The sequence below is a fragment of the Agarilytica rhodophyticola genome (genome assembly GCF_002157225.2).
In the GTDB taxonomy this organism is placed as follows: domain Bacteria; phylum Pseudomonadota; class Gammaproteobacteria; order Pseudomonadales; family Cellvibrionaceae; genus Agarilytica; species Agarilytica rhodophyticola.
The window spans coordinates 1,478,421-1,497,546 of the sequence record NZ_CP020038.1 but is presented as its reverse complement, the minus strand read 5'-3'; the positions used below and the strand labels follow the sequence as shown (position 1 = coordinate 1,497,546).

Below are 19,126 nucleotides of genomic sequence, written 5' to 3'. Positions count from 1 at the left end.
TTTAAAACTAATGCTGAATCTGACTATCCCTAAACCCCATCAGATACAAAATAGCATCAAGTCCCAAGTGAGATATAGCCTGTTTGGCTTCAGCTTTCACCAAAGGTTTAGCACGAAAAGCAATGCCTAAACCAGCAATGCTGAGCATGGGTAAATCATTCGCGCCGTCGCCAACAGCAACCACCTGCTCCAAGCTAATATTTTCTTTCTCCGCTAAGCTGCGTAATAGCTCAGCTTTGCGCTCGCCGTTAACAATGGTTCCAGATGTGTTGCCGGTAACCTTGCCATCAACAATTTCTAAGTTATTGGCAAAGACGTAATCAATGCCCAGTTTGCGCTGTAGGTACTCACCAAAGTATTGGAAACCACCGGATAGTATTGCGGTTTTATACCCCAACTTACGTAAAGTAGTGATTAGGTGTTCGGCGCCTTCGGTTAAAGGCAGTTTACTAGCAATGTCCTTGAGCACAGATTCATCCAAACCTTTTAGTAAACCCATACGCCGCCTGAAGCTTTCGTTAAAATCCAATTCTCCAGACATAGCAGCATGAGTAATAGCAGCAACTTCTTCACCAATACCTGCAGCCTTGGCTAACTCATCGATCACTTCTGCTTCAATGAGCGTCGAATCCATATCAAAACATACTAGGCGGCGTGTTCGACGAAACATATTATCTTCTTGAAATGCTATATCGATGTCGAAGGACGAAGCCACTTTAGCAAGCTGAGCACGAAGCTTTACAATATCGGTGGCCTGCCCACGCGCAGAAAACTCCACACAAGCTTTGGTTTGATGTTCGCTGTTAACAAGAGAGACACGCCCTGACAAACGACTAATGTTATCAATATTCAAGCCGTGATCGGCAACCACCCGAGAGAGTGCAGCGATATGCTCAGAGCTAATTTGACGTGCTAATAGTGTTACAATATGTCTAGGTTTACCCTGCTGTAAGACCCAGTGCTCGTAATCATCGGCTTTTACAGGCTTAAATTTCACTTGCATGCCAAAGTCATACATACGGTAGAGAATATCTTTGACTACATTACCTGAGTCGGTATCGTCTTCAAACTCTATCAGCATGCCCAGAGAAAGTGTTGAATGAATCACTGATTGGCCAATATCTAAAATATTTGCCTGATGTTTGGATAAAATTTCGGTTACGGTTGAGGTAACGTAAGGCTTATCTTCGCCAAAGATTGTAATAAGTATCAGTTCACGCACGGTAAGCTTCTATTTCGTTGAGTACTAAGCCATTATAGCGGCTATAGTCTCTAATACCTATTAACTATAAAAACAAGAAGAATTAATCTGTTGTTTATACACATTCGTTTTATAACACCTCTTGCTGCCACTTGCCTAGGAGGCCTAGCTGCTCTTTTCTTATGCAGCGCACTGTTTATCCCTGCGTCACACACTAATAATGAACGCTACATTGCCAATTACGGTAAAGCTTTATCTGCAATGGCTGCAAAACAGGCCATCGATGCTACCTTTAATCACGATTTAGTGCGCTTACAAGTTATTTTGCAAGATGTGGTAGAAAACCCCCATGCATTGTTTGCCACCATTCATGATGTTGAAAATAAATTACTCGTACAAGCAGGCAACGTACACTTGAGTTTGGGAAATAGTACTACATATACAAGCCCTATCGTCTTGCATGACAGTATCGCTGGGTATGTTTCTGTCAGTATCGACGCCGAACCCTGGTCATTACGCTCGATTATTACCTTATTGATTGCTTCAGCAATTTTACTTTTAAGCCTTGCAATATGGTCGTTGTATCGCAGCAAGGCAGTCACTTGGGATTTTTCAAAAATATGGCCTCAGCGAAGCCACGAAGGCAAGAGCGACGAGCTGGGCCAGGCTGAAAACTCTCCGTTAGAAACAGAAACACAGCCTGAACCTGCGACAACCACACTTGAAGAACCTCAAGAACAGGTATTTGCCGTTATTCATATAAAAAATCTCAATGTGCTTAGGCAACAGCTTAACGGCCAAAATTTCAGGGATACCCTGAGCCGTCTAGAAAAGATTATCAGCGATGTTATGGCTCTCTATGGCGGCCATCAATTCCAGCTGGTTGAAAACTACTATGTGCTGACATTCCATGTGCAGGACAGCAAAGGAGAAGCACTTTTCCACGCCATATGCAGCGCGCACTTAGTGCTAGAGCTAGCCAGTATTATAGACCGAATCCCACTTGATTTAGCTGCATTGGTATCGGCTAATGAGCATGACATTACACCAGAGAATATGACGTTCGCAGGCCTAATTGTGGAGGCTACGGCAGGCAGTGAAGCTCTGATCAATCGTCGCATCGAGTTTGTATCACTGGGAACTGATGATGGCCGCCAAGTAGTATCGGGCTTTCATCAACCTTTTCAAAGCCTATTAGAAAACCAGCGCAAGCAACTTGGCCAAATGTTATCTTGCTAGACCCTCTTGCTGAACAATGACACTGAACCATGCTTTCATCCCCTGGTCGAAGAATATTCAAGTTGTATTTCAACGTCAGCCTGTACTTGTGAAGAATTTGTGATTTACTTCATAAGTGAAAAGTGCGATTGTAGAAATACTGTAAAACATATGTCATTGAGCTTTCATAAACTAGTATTAGTCTGCGCGAATGCGTCGCATAGATTACTCTTTTGAGTCAAAGCTTAAGGTCAACTGATGATAAATATAGAACAAGCTGTACTCAATAAATTTCCAGGCTTTGCTGCCCAGCCCACGCTGATACGCAAGCCTGCTATATCCTTTCTTAAGCGCCTGATTCATGAAGACGAAATCAATGCCTTCCTGGAAGACAATAAAGATGCTTGGGGATTTGAGTTTATTGACCGAATTTTCGAGTACTTTAACTTCAGCTACGTTGTCAGCGCTAGAGATAGGGCTAATATCCCGGCGTCCGGCCGTGTGGTAATTTTTGCCAACCACCCGATTGGTTCCCTCGACGGTCTGGCGATCCTGAAGTTGGTGGGCGAAGTACGCTCCGATGTGCGTATCGTTGCTAACGACATGCTCAGCCATTTTAAGGCCCTAGAAGACCTCATCATACCTGTTGATAACATGGTGGGCAGCGGTGCCAGACGCAGCTACAAACGCGTCCTAGAATGCCTGGAAGACGAGCAAGCAATCATTGTGTTTCCCGCTGGTGAAGTCTCTCGTGCACACCCTACTGGAGTCAAGGATACACGCTGGCGTCCAGGCTTTTTACATTTTGCCCGCAAGGCCCAGGCGCCCCTGCTGCCAATTCGCATACACGCTAAAAACTCCCTACTTTTTTACGGCGCCTCGATGGTGTATAAGCCCTTAGGTACGGCACTGCTGGCAAGAGAGATGTTCAATAAGCACTCCCATGTAATCAAGTTCAGTGTCGGCGAAGGTATTCCCAGTCAAACACTTAAATCAGAAACTGTTCATGATAGAACTCTTGTCAGTCGGCTTAAAAAGCACCTATATAAGATAGGCAAGCATCGACGCCCTATCTTTGAAACAGAAAGAACCATTGCCCATCCAGAGGACAGGCGCCAGTTATTAGAAGAGCTTAAAGAATCTGAATGCCTAGGCGAAACACGAGACGGTAATAGAATTTATTTGGTGGATTACAAGATAGATTCTAAGGTCATACGAGAAATCGGACGCTTGCGTGAGCTCGCTTTTCGAAAAGTAGGCGAAGGTACGGGCAAAAAGCGAGATCTAGATCAATTTGATCAACATTATCGCCATTTAGTGTTATGGGATAGAGAAAATCTGGTCATCGCCGGCGCCTACCGCTTGGGAGAAGGCAAGAAGATCATGCAAAGTATGGGAGTAGATGGATTTTATACCCGCACGCTTTATACATTTCGGCCAGAATTTACCCCTTATCTCGAACAGTCCGTTGAACTTGGGCGCAGTTTCGTTAACCCAGATTACTGGGGCAAAGCTAGTCTCGACTATTTATGGCAGGGGCTGGGAAGCTACTTAGCCAAGTACCCAGAAATACGCTACTTGATAGGCCCTGTAAGTATGAGTGCAGAATATCCTAAAGAGCTTATGGATACACTTGCCTACTACTATCGACGCTATCACCCTACGGCAGAGACACTTGCCGATGCTTATCACCCTTACAAGCTGGATCAACAAATTATCGATAAGCTTGATAAGGAGTTTGGGGATCTTGAATCACAAGAAGCTTTTGACTTTATGCAAAAACACTTTGTCAAAAAGGGTCATAGAGTTCCCATCTTATTCAAGCAGTATACCGCGATTTTTGAAAACGGCGGCTTTAACAACATTGTATTCAGTGTTGACCCGGATTTTGGCGATTGTCTAGATGGTTTATGCTTAGCCGACTTACATAAACTTAAAGCCAGTAAACGTAAGCGTTATATAGAAGATCAAAAACTTAACCGAGTCTAGAATTTGTTATTACCCCTGCGGATTAATAACAAATTCCGGGGGTTTTCAAGTGCGCTGTATTAAAAGCGAATGAATAGTTTAAGATCATCTGATAACTAATTATTAAGCTCACACACCACGCAACTTATCTCCGTTATTAACTAACTCCCAGCCCTCACGTATTGCTTCACATTTTTGATTGGTGATAACAATATCTTATATTGTCCAGTAAAAAATGGGTTTACCCGAACAACACCCAAAGGAAATTTTAAGCTCGCAGCATTCGATTAAATGTTACTCTTAATTCACTAATTTATTAGCTCATAAACATGGCAAACTTGTCCGCCATCTTGCCCAGATTAATAGTTAACAAAGCACGAGACACATAATTTTCCATATTGTCGCAATATGACATTACCCCCAAGATCTGCAAAGAAAAACTCAAACTGCAACGACAAAAAATCCAAGCACTACTATCAAAATATAAAAAATTCTGTAGTCTCTGCTCCCCGTTATTTTTCCGTTTTTTTAAATAGTTTGGTAAAGATAGTATGATGATTAAAAAAATAAATTTCTTCCTCTATAGCTTATTATTAGTTATTTCAACAGGCGCCATTGCTGAAAATAAACACTACCTAGATGAAAATAGAGAAGTATCCTTTATTATTCCTTTTTCTCAAAACCATCACTATGTCCACACAGATATTGTAATCAATGCCACACGAGAGCAGGTATGGGAGGTTCTTACCGATTTTAATAGTATGCCAATTTGGAGTTCTAGCTTACTTGGCATCGAAGGTGATATTGAGAATGGTGCCCAAGTGATAGTGAACTTTAAGATCAGAGGTAATGTTTTTCAAGTTCCTCACACTCTTATTTATTATGAAAACTTAGGGTTTGGTTGGGCTGAAGAAATTGGTAATTTACCCGGGATTACAGATAATCATCGTTACATTGTAGGAAGAAGTGACGGCAGTAAAACACTCTTTATTCAATCCGACGAATTTAAAGGCATCAATAGTGAACGCACTACAGCTGACATCGCCGAGGGTGTTAAACAAGTGTATATGACATTTAACCGAGAACTTAAACAAGAAGTTGAAAGACGATTCTCACAATAATTATATTTATATCGCCCTCCTAAACATACCCAATACCACAACAACACCGACACTATAAAAAAGCCCGGCAACAATGCCGGGCTTTTTACATAGAACAAATTATCGAACTACTGCTCGACGATCGAGAGTACTTTCTGTTGGGCTCAACCACAAAGAACTTACACCGCCGGCAGTCACTTCTACTGGCACAGATTGCTGTGCTGGTACAGATATCGCTGGCGTATCAAAATTCACTTGTTTAGCAAGATCAATAACACCTGACTGCGTTCGAGTTTCAGAAGCGCCAAAAAGATCTGAGTACACTAAGCGGTAAGCAAAGCGCGTATCGCCATCTTGTAAAAATCCATTAGGGCCATAGGCCAAGGCTTGGAACTGTAAAATCGAGCTGTTGAAATCTGCTTGTGCGAAGAACAACAAAGCAGTACCAGCTTCAGGGTTAGAAAGATCAGTAATACCACTCACAATTCTACCGTCAGGATCATCTGGATCAGGATTGAAGAATTCAAGATCCTTAACCTCGATTCGATAATCATCTTGACCGTCTTCATCGGCATCAATAAACATGTTGAGGGTCTTACGTGAAAAGTTCGTCCAGTCAGCGCCAGCACTCAAACCAAAGGCAATAGCTGTTGGTGATGTAGAGCGGAAGCCCATAGCTTCAAGAGCCGTATCGGAAGGTGAACTCGTTTGCTCAGCCAAGGTATAAGCAAATACTTGCGCATCGCCGAAAGCATCGTTTCGAACATAGGTGGTGTCGCCTTGATTGCTAAAATTCAATCGCGACGCAGGGTCGGCAATCAGCTGGTAACCGACACGCATTGCTTCATCACCGCTGGTAACTACCAACCATCCGTCCATTTCTGTCAAATCTGTGTCAGCAACCATGTTATTAGCTTGCAGATAGATAGTAACGGGTATAGTTTGCGATTGCCCTGCCCCTACATATACCTCTGAATTGACACTGATTCTTGCTGCACCTTCAGGAAGCTGCTGATTCGGCTCATGAGTAATGCGATAACGCTTGCCTTCATTGGAGAAGTTATTAATGGTAATACTGCGAGTCACTTCTCCATTGTACTCAGGGTTTTGACGCCCAAAACCGATACCGCCGGGTGAAACGTAACTGGTAGCTTGTAAGGCTTTTTCAATATTAATGACACCGGTACCCTGTAAGCTTAATGGTGGAGTACCTGTTGCGTTAAATAAATCGACCGCAGGTGTGGATGTATTTTGAATAATCGCCTTAATACCAGCCACGCTCAGATCTGGAAATTTCTGCTTCAATAGCGCAGCCATTCCAGCTACCTGGGGAGCTGCCATGGAAGTCCCAGAAAGCACTAAAGAACCATCACCTGTGCCAGCTCTTGCAGAAGTAATCGATTGGCCCGGCGCGGAAATATCTGGTTTAAATAGCCCTGTTGCACCGGGACCTCTTGAACTAAAGACCGACATGGAATTATCGTTAGCAGGATTAGGGGCAGTATTAGAAGTCACAAACTCAGTACCAACGGCATTGCCAGCAAGTTCGCTCAATAACACTGTGCCTTCATCGAGGCTAATCATTGCCGCTTCGATGTTAACATCTGTCCCCCCCATAACGATGGCTGGCCCAGGAACGTTATTAACGACTATAGCGGCCTCAGCTCCAGCATCCAACGCACTTTGCAGCTTGGTAGTAAATGAACAGCCGCCGCGAGTGATCAACGCTATGTTACCTTGCGGGATAGCTGCAATGGGCGCACAAGCATCGTAAGGTTCGGCAATGGTTACGTCACCAATGATATCGGTCGTCAATGCTGGAGATATTGCTGCGTATTCAGCAAAAAACTCAAATCGTTCGCCACTTGCAGAGTTGAAAGGGATAAAAAACTCAGGCACGAATCCTGAAACAGAAGAGGCCACGGTAACCACATCTTCTGCAGCACCTGGAGAACCACTTATAAATGGAATTCCGTTACCAGAATTACCCGCGGAAGCCACCACTACGATACCCGCATCGCTAGCATTTTGCGCAGCGCGAGAAGTTTCATCGTTAGGGTTACCAAAGGGCGAACCAAGACTCATATTGATAACATCAACTTTATCTGAAGTATCACCATCACCGTTAGGATCCATCGCACGCTCAATCGCATCGGAAGTCACATTAGTTGAACCATCCGCGCCAAAAACTTTATACGCGATAAGGCTAGCATCTGGAGCAATACCAGTGCCGACAACACCGTCCACACCATTACCCGCCGCAATACCTGAAACGTGGGTACCGTGTCTGCCATCATCGAAAGGGTCAGCATCTGGTTGAGGCGTTGAAGATGCAGCAAATCTTGCGTCATATTCTCTACCCACAAAATCGTGTCCATCGATAACACGAGCAGTGGGAAATGAGCCGGGCTCCACGACAGCAACGTCATTATTGCTGTAGTCGCCACTGCCGCCAAAATCACGGTGAATATAATCGAGGCCTGAGTCGATAATAGCGATGCGTTGGCCTGCCCCAGTGAGCCCGCTAGAATGAGCAACACTGCCGCCAACCCAGGGGGTGCTGTGATCGCGATGGCGACTATGATTATGCTTTTTCATAATCGCAGACACACCTGAAACATTTGTCATTTTGCTAACTTTTTCAGAGGTCGCATAAACGGTAAAACCAACATCAGCTACAATCGAAGAACTGCCAGCAGTAAGGCCTTGGGTATTAAACGCAGCCATTGCTTTGGCAACTTCAGCTCTAAGACCTGCAATATAGTTATCTTTTTCTTGTTTGCTAACGCTCACACCTTGTTCTTTTTTGTTAGTTAGCCAAACACTGACTGGGACTAAATCAAGACGCACGAAGTATGCTTGATTGACCGATGCTTTGCTGGGCACCGTTTTATTAATAGGAGCAAAAGTTTGTTCGAGCACTTCTGCGCTGATAGGTTGATACGCAACTAATAGACTGCAGGATGCTATCGCAGCACAGAGGCGTTTTTTTATTGATGGAATAGACATAAATCATTTTCCTTAGTATTAGCCATATAATTAAGAGAGCTTGAATAAAATGTGTATCAATTACAGAAGTTAAAAAACACTTACGTGTGCAGAAATTATTACTGCATTATTAACTTCCTTGTAAGCATTTGCCCTAATGCTAAACATGTTAAACGAGCGTCGTTTAAAATCACTCAATGAATTTTTTTCAAACACTTTTTTTGCATTTAACTAACACTGTAAGCAGTCACTTTTTTGAACAAATCAAGCTAATATTTGTTAAGTTATTTAGCCTGGTCACACTTGATAAATATTTAATTTTTTATTAATTAACTAAGATATTTTTAGGAATTATTGTTTTGATCTATTATTTATAATTCGATTAAAAAGATGAATAAAAAATCATTATAAAAATAAAAAATGATAGAAAATTAAATTAAAACACTACATATAGCTTACAAAAGGGCTAACCAATAAATATCTATCCAATAAATCAGGAATTAAAAAATCAAACAGAGCTAACGAAATTATCGATTATTTTTTCCGTTAGCACGCACCGCAAAAATTAAATCTAATTTATATTTTAGAGGCTCACAAAATATTATTCGGCCAATTACGGACAGTAATATTTGTCACTGAGTCCCGGGGTCATTAGTTACTTAATTTCTACCAGCAAGATATAAATATGTTTATTTACTTATATTTTTTTAATGATGCTACGTAAAAATAAACGCTCAGCTGTGTAAGTAAAACTTGCAAGCGAAATTGATATACATAGTGAATAAAAAATTCATTATTTTGAGAAAAAATATTTCATATACTACTTTGGTAGTTATCTATAAATATAAAATTTAGTTATCCAAATTTATCTAACATTAAAAATATAGGGAGTTGTTTTTATCGTTTATTAGAAGTCGAGGGGACTAGAGCCGCGCATTGGATCCAGCCCAAATCTTAAAATACTAAACTTGTGACTGACAGAAATAATATTATAGATAAGCACTCACTCCAATCACAAAAAGAATATAGTTGAGGTTTTTGATAAAAACCACAAAGTACTACAGGTTATAATATTTACCTTTATTCCCCAATATAACCTTTCTTTTGGCTTCTTTTTTGACACTGAGCAATGCTTAGGTGGCACCAAATAACAGATAATATCTGGCAGCCATATGATTCAGTAGCGCTGATTGAACGCTTACTCTATCATTAGCAGAAGTGATTCGACCTTCTCAACCATATTGCGTTAACTGGAGACAGCCATGGGTGATACATCAATCAAGCAGTCACTGGAAAAGTTACAACACCTGCTTAACAGCAGTGGTGTTGACGGGGAAACCCTAGCCTTAGCGCAAAAGCTAGAGGCTGATATCCAGCAAACCCTCGATGAGTCAAACGGAGAGGAAAGTATAAATTCGTCGGTGGATTTAGCTTTAGCGCTTGAAAGCCGCTTTGAACTGGAACATCCTGTGGCAGCGGGCTGTGTCAGAGAGCTAATAAATGCACTACATAAGATGGGCATATAAACCAGATTGCAAGTTACAATGTCTATACGCAATATCTATTTATAGTATCTAACCCATCTCGTCAATTGGCTTTTTGTTTGGCCACAAGGAAGTTAAATGTGCCAGAGGTAAAACTGACACCTATCAACACAAGTATCCCGCCCACCACCATAATATGAGTAATACTCTCGCCGAGAAATAGCGCTCCCCACAGTACTCCGAACACAGGTATTAGATAAGTGACGGCAATACTTTTAGTCACACCCTCAGTCTGAAGCAAGCGAAAAAATATCACTAACGATAGCGCTGTGGAAAACACTCCCATGGCAAGGGTACTCCCCCACGCAAGGGCACCTGGCATTTCTGCTGGCCAAAATACTATTGCCATAGGGAACAGGAACGCTGCTGAAAAGAGCTGACTTCCCGCCGCTACTGTCAGTGGCTGTAGTTGGTTCATTTTCAACTTAACGTACACACTTGAGATGGAATAAAGGAAAGTGGCCACTAAAGCACTTACTACAGGCCAAATGCCAGCAGCATCAGACCCACCGTGACTAAAAGCTGATAGTAAATACACCCCCAAGAATCCGATAGCCAAACCTAGCCCCCCCATTACCCCTAGTCGCTCATTCAAAAAGTAAAAAGCCGCAACTGCCCCAAAAAACGGGGTGGTGGCATTGAGAATCGAGGTTAAACCCGCTGGCAAATAAAGAGAAGTATAAGCAAATAAAGTAAAAGGTATGGCGGTACTTGTTACGCCGAGAAAAACAAATTGCAGCCAGTGAGTAAGAATTAACGACATCTGTTTTGCCGCCAATACAAAGGGGATCAAAACCAGAGCGGCAATACCCGTGCGCACAAATATTAAGGCAATGGGGCCAAATTCAGGGCTACTGATACGCAAAAACAAAAACGAACCGCCCCACATGGCCGCCAATATAAGTAAATTAAAATACAGCTTCATAAAGAAAATTCAAACGAGTTGATAGGCACTTGCGTAAGTTTTGTCAGCCTATGGCAGGAAGACACGAGAATTTAGATGCAAGTTTAGCGTTTTTACAGGAGAAGGTGAACAGGCACTAGCTCCCTCCCGTAAAAACCATATGCCACATTGATACGCTAATCTCTCGATTTAGCGGCTTTTATTGTGTTTCTATAATATAAAATACAGTGAGAATCTTGTTCTGTAACTGCAAAAGTGCGTACATTTTGATCACTTTAGAGTTTTGGGATAATCTCCTCCCCTACTCACATCATAATAGGTTGCCATAATGTAACTAACGGAATGATATACCATCGAAAGCCATTACCCATTAAATTGACCCAAGCTTAAGTAATAGTAATGAATTTGATACAAACAAGAGATTGGACCCACACGGAAAAAGACGAGCCTCGCGGCTATATCCAACCGAAAAAACTGACAGAACTCTGGTTCCATACCGGCACAGCCTGTAATTTGTCATGCCCATTTTGCCTCGAAGGCTCAAAGCCTGGCGATGACAGATTGAATCGAATTAGCCTTGAAGATGTTCGAAGCTATATGGATGAAGCGGTGGAATTAGGTGTAGAGCAGTTCTCCTTCACTGGCGGCGAGCCTTTCGTAGTTAAAGATATTGTTCGCATCCTTGAGTATGCATCTAAGCTGAAACCATGCCTAGTACTTACTAATGGTACAGAACCTGTTCTTAGACGAGAAAAAGACCTTTTAAAGCTTGTAGGCAGCCTCCACCCTATTTCGTTTAGAGTCAGTATCGACTACGTGGATGAAGAACGTCACGATGCGGGTAGAGGTAAAGGCTCCTTTGCCAATGCCTTACAGGGTATGGCATTACTTGAAAACCTGGGTTTTAAAGTATCGTTAGCACGGCAGATGGAAAAAGGTGAAGATAGTAATGCCGTCGATGAACAGTTTCGTCAACTACTTGCAGCCCATGGGATTTCACAAGATATGACGATTGTTTCTTTTCCTGACTTTTTGCCCCCCGAATCCCTCGCCGATGTGCCGGCAATTACCGAACACTGTATGACCACTTACCAAACAGAAGCAAATAGAGCCGCCTACATGTGCGCGTTCAGCAAAATGCTCGTTAAACAGAATGGCAAAATGGTCATCTATGCCTGTACATTAGTGGATGATGATCCCCGCTATGGATTTACCGGCACCTTAAAGGAGAGTATTCAACCACGGGTTATGCTTAGACATCATCGCTGCTTTTCTTGCTTTTCCTTCGGCGCTTCTTGCAGCGAAATATAATAAAAGCTATGACTGACAATGTAGCGAAATTAGTAATGTATGTATTAGCCAAATCAGCATTAACTGATTTTGATTGATAGTAATTTTGAGTGATAAAGAGAAACCTAAATTATGTTAGATGAAGTCAAAAACTACTATGGTAACACCCTGCAAAGCTCCGACGACTTGCTAACCAACGCCTGCTGCACAGGCGCAGAACCACCCGAATATTTAAAGGGTGTTTTATCTGGCATTCACGATGAAGTCATGGCTAAGTATTATGGCTGTGGTTTGGTTATCCCTCAACAGTTAGAAGGTACTAAGGTACTAGACTTAGGTTGTGGCGCAGGTCGAGATGTGTACGCTCTATCACGCTTAGTGGGCGAGCAAGGACGTGTTGTCGGTGTGGATATGACAGACGAACAACTAAACGTTGCCAAGAGTCACCAATCTTATCATGCAGAAAAATATGGCTACCAAAAATCCAATGTCGAATTTGTTAAAGGAGAATTAGAAAACCTTGCCTCCCTGGGTTTAGAAAAAAATAGCTTCGACATTATTGTATCTAACTGCGTTATCAACTTATGTGTAGACAAAACAGCCGTACTGCAAGCTGCTTATGATTTACTTAAACCCGGTGGAGAAATATATTTCTCAGATGTTTACGCCAGCCGACGTGTACCTGAAAATCTTAAAAGTGATCCCGTTTTATATGGCGAATGCTTATCAGGTGCTTTTTATTGGAATGACTTTATCAATACCGCCAAAACCGTAGGCTTTCGTGACCCTCGCCTAGTAGAAGATTCCCCCATAATCGTTGAACGTCGTGATTTAGCAGAAAAGCTTGAAGGTATAGAATTTTATTCTGCCACCTATCGCTTATTTAAACTTGAAAGCCTAGAGCCTTATTGTGAAGATTATGGCCAAGCGGTTATTTACAAAGGCAGTATTAGTCATCACCCACACTTCTTTAAACTGGATAACAGCCATATTATTGAAAGTGGTAAAGTTTTCCCTGTGTGTGGCAATACCGAAAGTATGTTGCGAGAAACTCGTTTTGCAGAACACTTTGAATTTATTGGCGATCGCAGTCGTCACTACGGAATATTTGAGGGCTGTGGAACTGCGATTCCTTTTAATAAAGATGAAGTAACGCAAGCTTCCGATAATAGTACTGGATGCTGCTAGAACCTGCTCAACTTAACAATTTATCATTTAGGTTTAATAACTAAAGCTAAGGGAATAGGCCGGTTTCTTTTGTTTGGCAAAATATTGCCCTCTGCATCTTTTGCCACATCACTACCATAAGTGGTGACACTTTTTTTATCAGAAGAATACAGGTCTGTTTTTCCAATTTGAGTCATACTTGAAGAACCACTATTATCGAGATTAATTGCTGAAATACAGCCTTTTTCTTTAAAAAGCTGTGCGAATTGTCGTGCCGTGATTCCATGCTCGCGAGAATCGGTGGTCGCCACGACAAACACTAACTTACCATCAGGTTTAACACCGACACCCGTGCGGGAAACTGGCAAGTTCGGTTTGTTGTTCTCCGGTGTGTGTATATATCCGTCTGCGCCAAGAATTTTAAAACCATTAATAGTATGACTTTTATCTTCTAAATTTTTAGGCTGGTAACAGCTTGGATCTACTTGCATTTCCTCGGCAGTATGAATAACAGCGCCAGTATCTCGAAAAGTAATGGCATCCAGCCTCTGCCCTTTATCCCCTCGAGTGTGAGAAGCTAATACCTCACCGCCACTAACAGCAGGCCCCATTGGAAAACTTGCTAAAGATGTATGGGGATTTAATCGCTCTTTAGTATCTTGTCCACCCTCGCCACTTGGAAAAATATTAAACCAACCAGCGTTTATAACAACCATGTTACCGATAACTTCTTGGGGGTCAAAGTTACCGCCTTGCGGCATAACTGAGCGAGTAGCCCACTCCTCTGTTAACAACATAGGTGCATCAAAATCCGGGGCAGAATTTGCTTTGGTTAATGGATTTCTCGCATTAAGATCCATGCCCCCTAAGTAATCTGCAACCGTCCTTGGGTCCGGGACAAATATATCTATTTTGCTTGGGTCAACTTCTAAGATATTCCCGCTAAATGCTGGATGTTTTATTAAATCAGGGGCAATTTTGCTGAAAGTAAGGTCGTTTGCTAAATCATCCACCATCAAAAATTTTTGTATATCAAATTGTTTACGTTGCATTGGGGTTACATGTACTCTATCTACAAGTTTAGGATCATCTTTTTTATAAACATCCACAATTGCAGCTAAAATATCTTCTTGTTCGGGCGCAACTGCACGTAGAGTTAATCCTTTTTCCATGATTAAATTTACTTCAGACATAATCATGTCTTTGGCACTTTGCAGAGAGTAACCGGAGTTATTTTTCAAAAATACAGCCGCACTCTTAATACGATCCAATAATGTTCCTGGTGATACTAGCTGCTGATGAACTAGCATTTTATCTATCTGTTTTTTTGACTCTGATCCTTCAAGGGAGATAACCCCATTTGCAGGGACACTTGGCTTTTCCAAAGCATCCATAATTAACTGTCGAGTATGACAGTGGGCAGGAAGTAGTGGATCATGCCTGACTTCGTCAAAAACATTGTCAACTAAGCTTTTGTATTGAGTAGAATCATCACCCATTTTAGACCTTAAAAAAAGCCCAATATCATGACTCGGAACACCACTACTTATAAGTAGGCCTTTTAACGAGTTAGTGAGTTTTTTATCTTCAACTTGCGCATACAATTGATGGCGGCTCAGTAAATTAAAACAGCTTCTAATAAACATACTCTCTTATTGAAAAAACATGTACAAAAGGTTTTTGCCATGGATTATCAGCCCTAACATTGAATATTAATTATTATTTTTATTAGATAAAGGGCACCACAATTAACAAAGATACACCCATATATCTTGTTATTTTATCGTCGATAGATTTATCGCCAACTTAGAAAATTATTTTTTATTGTTAACTTTACAGCGTTAGTGTAGTGAAATTTTTATTTGTCCCTAATTTTTTGACTAAAAAAATAATACAGATCAAAAAAATTTATAATATAAAAAGCAGTATGCTGGACACTAATGTTTGAAAGGAATGCCCCCGCAATCAACTTCATAAAGTTAATTAAATGCAGGAGCCAAATGCATGACAAATTAAGATAGGAAATGTACAGGAAAACTCTTTCTATTTTAGCGACACCAAAGCAATTGATGTACCAAATTTATTAGCAGCGAAGTAAAAATTACTTCCAAAGCTAAAATGATTATAGGTCTAAGCCATCCCATCCGTTAGCGGTGTCAATACCTAGGCTGGCATCATCGGCATAGCCATAAATCACATGTTCAAGCTCAGGTATTTGGCTTACTAATTCACTGCCAGTAAGATTGGCCGCTAGCATATCACCCTGAATATTTTTAACCGTATACAAAGGTTCATGTTTGCCGGAATACATTTCTACAACATAGTGTCTAGACTTTAACACGCCCACCACTTCATTGTGTTCTGCTTGGGCGTTAAAACTATTACCCAGTGCAACAACAAGGCAAGCAAAAAGCATCGGTTTTAGTGTGCGAGAGATCATGATTATCCCCTTAAATTAAGCGATGTGTTATTTACTTAATAAGCATACTCCGTAACAGACGAAATTGTAAGCACTAACGCTGCAACTAGCGGTTGCCCACTTAAAATAAGCCCATTTGCCGCCCAGCAATCTCCTTAAAAGAGCTTCCCATAAACTGCACAATACCATCCACTATAGGCTCAATTTGGCGTTCTATATAAAGCTCGTAGTCTAAGGCTGAAGTTGTATACTCCAGGGGCTCCGGACCGTTAATTGTCATCACATATTGAATCCAACCGCCACGAGCATAACGTACAGGCTTATCTTCTCGCTGCAGCTTATAATCGGCGATGCGGGCTGCCTGCACATGAGGAGGTACATTTCGCTGGTAGTCATCCAGGCGGCGGCGGATACGTTTGCGGTAAATAAGTTTATCGTCACATTTACGAGCATACACATCGTTTACTGTCTGGCGGATAAATTCCTCAAAAGGTTCATCAAAAAAAACGCGACGATAAAGCTCTCGCTGAAAATCTCGCGCCAGCATGGTCCAATCAGTGCGAACAGTCTCCAGACCTTTGAAGACTAATTCATCCTTGCTATCTTCACTACCGCTCTCATTGTCATCCATAGAAACTTTGCGTCCAGCATAACGCTTTTTACTACCCGCATCTGACCCTCTTACAGTGGGCATAACAAATTGTGCAAAACAAGTTTCAAACTCTAATTCCAAATAAGAATTTAAACCATATTCCTCGAACAATGTTTTTTTCCACCAAGCATTTAAATATTCAGTAAGTTTTTTCCCAAGAGTTAGTAAATCTTTTTTATTAACATCAAGAGCAATATTTTTAAGCCATACAAATAGGGAGTCCGTATCGCCGTATATCACTTCGTAGTCTTGCTCTTCTACCAAGCGTTTTGTTTGCGTCAATACTCTATGCCCTCGCAAAGTGATGGAGCTGGGTAAGCGAGGATCGAAAAAACGGCAGCCTGGAGTGCCCAAGACACCGTAAAATGAATTCATAATAATTTTTATAGCTTGCGAAGTGGCTGAGTTTTTATCTCGCTTAGCGCGATCACGCGCTTGCCATAGTTCGTCGATTAAATTGGGGAGAATATTATTCTCTTTATCAAATACGGCACCATTAAAGCCAGGAACGATTTTCTCCCTATCGACATCCTGGGTTTCCTTGCCATTGAGTTCAAAACTTAAAGCAAGTGTTTGGTTAGCTGATACTAGTGCTAATGGGTCTATTTTGAACGTACGGATAATACTGGGATACAGACTTTTAAAATCTAGTACTAATACATTTTGATAAAGTCCTGGCGTTGAGTCCATCACATAACCGCCAGGGCTACCCACTCCTACTGGGCTTTTATTTAAAATAGGAGCCACAAAACCCTTACGATGTAACAGAGGCAGATAACGGTTATCAAATGCAGCTACCGAACCGCCAAAACGTTCAAGAGCTAAACCCGTCATATTACCCCGTTCAAGGGCAAATTGAATAAGGTTAGTGGTTTGAAATATCTCCCAAACAAGTCGACAGTCTTCCAAGTTATACGCAGCCAATGCCGGTTTATTGTGAACAAACAGCTCGGTAATTTCAGCACCGCGATTATCAACATCGTGAATAAGTTTACCGCGACCAAGCACATAGTTAGCAACATACTGTAAGGAAAAACTTTCGAAATTATAGGTGGCTGATTTTAATGTATCAATACCATCAAGTACTGCCCGGCCAGGGATGGTCAACGTAAAGTATTGATCATCATCACGCGCCTGCCTCCATTCGATAGTACTTTGTGCTCGCCCTAAAGTCAGAGGAATACGCAGAGCATCAGCCTTGCGCTGTAAAAAGCGTAAGTCGAAATTAATAACATTCCAACCAATAATAATATCCGGATCAACACCATTGAACCATTGCAAAAAAGCCTGCATCAAGGCCTTCTCATTATCATAATAATATATCGTATCATCTGGCTCTGTATTATCCCGACCTACCATAAACACCAGAGACTGTTTAGAAGAAGTATTCTTATCACTACCTTTTTTAAAAGTACTATTATTAGGAATAAAAGTATCAAGGTATACGCCTATGGAATAGAGTTGCTCACCCTGCATGGAGGTTTCAATATCTAACGAAACAATGGTTAATACCGGATACACAGTTTTTGTCTGGATAACAGGATCAACTAGTTCCAAGTAATTCTCATGAACAATAGCTTGCCCTTTTGCACACAGGCTTCCGGTAATAAAACGTTCCATTAAAAAGCGGCTGGTTGGTCGAATATCCGCTTCCAGTGGCGCTAAACCATGTTTTATTAATTCATCGCGGGCTAAGTACAAGCCTTTTTGCTGTAAAAAGTAAAAACCAGTAACAGGCTGGTATTGAAAGGACTTTAATTGCAGTTCTTTAGTATACCAGCTATCAGTTTTTAAACCGCGAATAGAACTCAGAAGCTTTTTAGCTTGTTCTAGGTCAGGTTCAGCAAGGAAAAATACTGCCTTTTGTTGGTTGATAACAAGTTTAACAGGGCCATTTGCTGTTTTTATCCAGAAAACAAGTTGCAAATGTTGGCTATGATTCGACTTGGAAGATCGAGGGTAAATATCTTGCCATTGCCGACTTAATATAAACCCTTCAAATATATCGTTATCAGACATTACTCTGATGACCTAAAGTAGAGATATGCAAATCATGAAAATATAGCGTGTACAGTCTTTACAAAAAATTATTTTTTACGTCGATTAAGTTCTTTATTTTCTAACTTTTTGTTATCGCTCTTTTTAAACATGACATAGGTCGCACCATAACTACCATGGTGCTTTTGCGCAGTGTGAAAAGCCAGAACTTCATCTAATTGAGGTAGCCAATGGGCAATACAGCTTTTTAATAGCGCAGGCGTCTCCCGACCTTCACCTTTGCCGTGAGTAATGAGCGCGAAGCGCACGTCGTTAGCAACGCAGTCCTTGACAAATTGATAGACTAGCTTGCGTGCCTGCTCAACGGTCATACGATGCAAATCTAAGCGTGCATCTAAAGCATATTTACCCAAACGCATCTTTTTATAGACCCCATGCTGCACTCCAGGCTTACGATAAGCCAGTAGCGCTAAAGGATCGACCATTTCTACCGGCGCCGAAGACAGTGGATCGGCTTGGCTTGCCTGTATGCTAGCAGCCGCCTTGCGGCGTTCGGATTTATCTACGCCCTGATCACGGTTTTTATTAACGGCAACACGCTTTTCGGTGACGATAGGTTCTACATCGTCACCGAGCATTTGCTTAAACAATTCTTCATCATTCATCGAGTCAATCAC

At 41.6% G+C, this 19,126-nt stretch carries 13 protein-coding genes; 6 read left to right on the top strand and 7 right to left on the bottom strand.

Annotation, left to right across the window (positions count from 1 at the left end):
* Positions 1 to 7 precede the first annotated feature (7 nt).
* On the bottom strand, positions 8 to 1,222 hold the full coding sequence (gene serB / locus BVC89_RS06345) for a phosphoserine phosphatase SerB (RefSeq protein WP_086930377.1): 1,215 nt from the start codon (positions 1,220 to 1,222) through the stop codon (positions 8 to 10).
* Positions 1,223 to 1,312: 90 nt separating this feature from the next.
* On the opposite strand from serB, the gene BVC89_RS06340 reads away from it, so the two are divergent.
* The 3 genes from BVC89_RS06340 (at position 1,313) to BVC89_RS06330 (ending at position 5,508) form a co-directional block, all read left to right on the top strand.
* Complete coding sequence (locus BVC89_RS06340; RefSeq protein ID WP_086930376.1) at positions 1,313 to 2,440, top strand: hypothetical protein; 1,128 nt, start codon at positions 1,313 to 1,315, stop codon at positions 2,438 to 2,440.
* Positions 2,441 to 2,677: 237 nt separating this feature from the next.
* Positions 2,678 to 4,408 carry a bifunctional ornithine lipid synthase OlsF gene (gene olsF, locus BVC89_RS06335; RefSeq protein WP_086930375.1) on the top strand — a complete coding sequence of 577 codons (1,731 nt, stop codon included), beginning with the start codon at positions 2,678 to 2,680 and terminating at the stop codon, positions 4,406 to 4,408.
* 530 nt (positions 4,409 to 4,938) lie between these two features.
* Entirely contained in the window at positions 4,939 to 5,508 is a 570-nt protein-coding gene (locus BVC89_RS06330; protein WP_086930374.1) for an SRPBCC family protein, read from the top strand.
* A gap of 99 nt (positions 5,509 to 5,607) precedes the next feature.
* Here the strand turns inward: BVC89_RS06330 and BVC89_RS06325 are convergent, their stop codons facing one another.
* Positions 5,608 to 8,496 (bottom strand): S8 family peptidase, encoded by a 2,889-nt coding sequence (locus tag BVC89_RS06325; RefSeq protein ID WP_086930373.1) that lies wholly within the window; start codon positions 8,494 to 8,496, stop codon positions 5,608 to 5,610.
* Between the two features lie 1,241 nt (positions 8,497 to 9,737).
* Here BVC89_RS06325 and BVC89_RS06320 point away from each other — a divergent pair.
* Positions 9,738 to 10,001 (top strand): DUF4404 family protein, encoded by a 264-nt coding sequence (locus tag BVC89_RS06320; RefSeq protein ID WP_086930372.1) that lies wholly within the window; start codon positions 9,738 to 9,740, stop codon positions 9,999 to 10,001.
* Between the two features lie 61 nt (positions 10,002 to 10,062).
* Here BVC89_RS06320 and BVC89_RS06315 read toward each other — a convergent pair whose 3' ends face one another.
* Entirely contained in the window at positions 10,063 to 10,944 is an 882-nt protein-coding gene (locus BVC89_RS06315) for a DMT family transporter (RefSeq protein ID WP_086930371.1), read from the bottom strand.
* 378 nt (positions 10,945 to 11,322) lie between these two features.
* On the opposite strand from BVC89_RS06315, the gene BVC89_RS06310 reads away from it, so the two are divergent.
* On the top strand, positions 11,323 to 12,234 hold the full coding sequence (locus tag BVC89_RS06310) for a radical SAM protein (RefSeq protein WP_086930370.1): 912 nt from the start codon (positions 11,323 to 11,325) through the stop codon (positions 12,232 to 12,234).
* A gap of 111 nt (positions 12,235 to 12,345) precedes the next feature.
* On the top strand, positions 12,346 to 13,401 hold the full coding sequence (locus BVC89_RS06305) for a methyltransferase domain-containing protein (protein WP_086930369.1): 1,056 nt from the start codon (positions 12,346 to 12,348) through the stop codon (positions 13,399 to 13,401).
* A gap of 23 nt (positions 13,402 to 13,424) precedes the next feature.
* Here the strand turns inward: BVC89_RS06305 and BVC89_RS06300 are convergent, their stop codons facing one another.
* The 4 genes from BVC89_RS06300 to smrA form a co-directional block, all read right to left on the bottom strand.
* On the bottom strand, positions 13,425 to 15,026 hold the full coding sequence (locus tag BVC89_RS06300) for a phosphodiester glycosidase family protein (RefSeq protein ID WP_086930368.1): 1,602 nt from the start codon (positions 15,024 to 15,026) through the stop codon (positions 13,425 to 13,427).
* A gap of 476 nt (positions 15,027 to 15,502) precedes the next feature.
* Positions 15,503 to 15,820: a hypothetical protein gene (locus tag BVC89_RS06295; RefSeq protein ID WP_086930367.1), complete on the bottom strand. Its 318-nt coding sequence runs from the start codon at positions 15,818 to 15,820 to the stop codon at positions 15,503 to 15,505.
* A 100-nt stretch (positions 15,821 to 15,920) separates the two neighbouring features.
* Complete coding sequence (locus BVC89_RS06290) at positions 15,921 to 18,470, bottom strand: DNA polymerase II (protein WP_086930366.1); 2,550 nt, start codon at positions 18,468 to 18,470, stop codon at positions 15,921 to 15,923.
* 68 nt (positions 18,471 to 18,538) lie between these two features.
* Positions 18,539 to 19,114 (bottom strand): DNA endonuclease SmrA, encoded by a 576-nt coding sequence (gene smrA, locus BVC89_RS06285; protein WP_086930365.1) that lies wholly within the window; start codon positions 19,112 to 19,114, stop codon positions 18,539 to 18,541.
* Between the last annotated feature and the right edge of the window lie 12 nt (positions 19,115 to 19,126).

Excerpts from the sequence above, each read along its gene's own strand:
- BVC89_RS06305 (WP_086930369.1), top strand. The coding sequence starts at position 12,346 with ATGTTAGATGAAGTCAAAAACTACTATGGTAACACCCTGCAAAGCTCC.
- BVC89_RS06330 (WP_086930374.1), top strand. The coding sequence starts at position 4,939 with ATGATGATTAAAAAAATAAATTTCTTCCTCTATAGCTTATTATTAGTT.
- olsF (WP_086930375.1), top strand. The coding sequence starts at position 2,678 with ATGATAAATATAGAACAAGCTGTACTCAATAAATTTCCAGGCTTTGCT.
- BVC89_RS06300 (WP_086930368.1), bottom strand. The coding sequence starts at position 15,026 with ATGTTTATTAGAAGCTGTTTTAATTTACTGAGCCGCCATCAATTGTAT.
- BVC89_RS06315 (WP_086930371.1), bottom strand. The coding sequence starts at position 10,944 with ATGAAGCTGTATTTTAATTTACTTATATTGGCGGCCATGTGGGGCGGT.
- smrA (WP_086930365.1), bottom strand. The coding sequence starts at position 19,114 with ATGAATGATGAAGAATTGTTTAAGCAAATGCTCGGTGACGATGTAGAA.
- BVC89_RS06320 (WP_086930372.1), top strand. The coding sequence starts at position 9,738 with ATGGGTGATACATCAATCAAGCAGTCACTGGAAAAGTTACAACACCTG.
- BVC89_RS06310 (WP_086930370.1), top strand. The coding sequence starts at position 11,323 with ATGAATTTGATACAAACAAGAGATTGGACCCACACGGAAAAAGACGAG.
- BVC89_RS06325 (WP_086930373.1), bottom strand. The coding sequence starts at position 8,496 with ATGTCTATTCCATCAATAAAAAAACGCCTCTGTGCTGCGATAGCATCC.
- BVC89_RS06295 (WP_086930367.1), bottom strand. The coding sequence starts at position 15,820 with ATGATCTCTCGCACACTAAAACCGATGCTTTTTGCTTGCCTTGTTGTT.
- BVC89_RS06290 (WP_086930366.1), bottom strand. The coding sequence starts at position 18,470 with ATGTCTGATAACGATATATTTGAAGGGTTTATATTAAGTCGGCAATGG.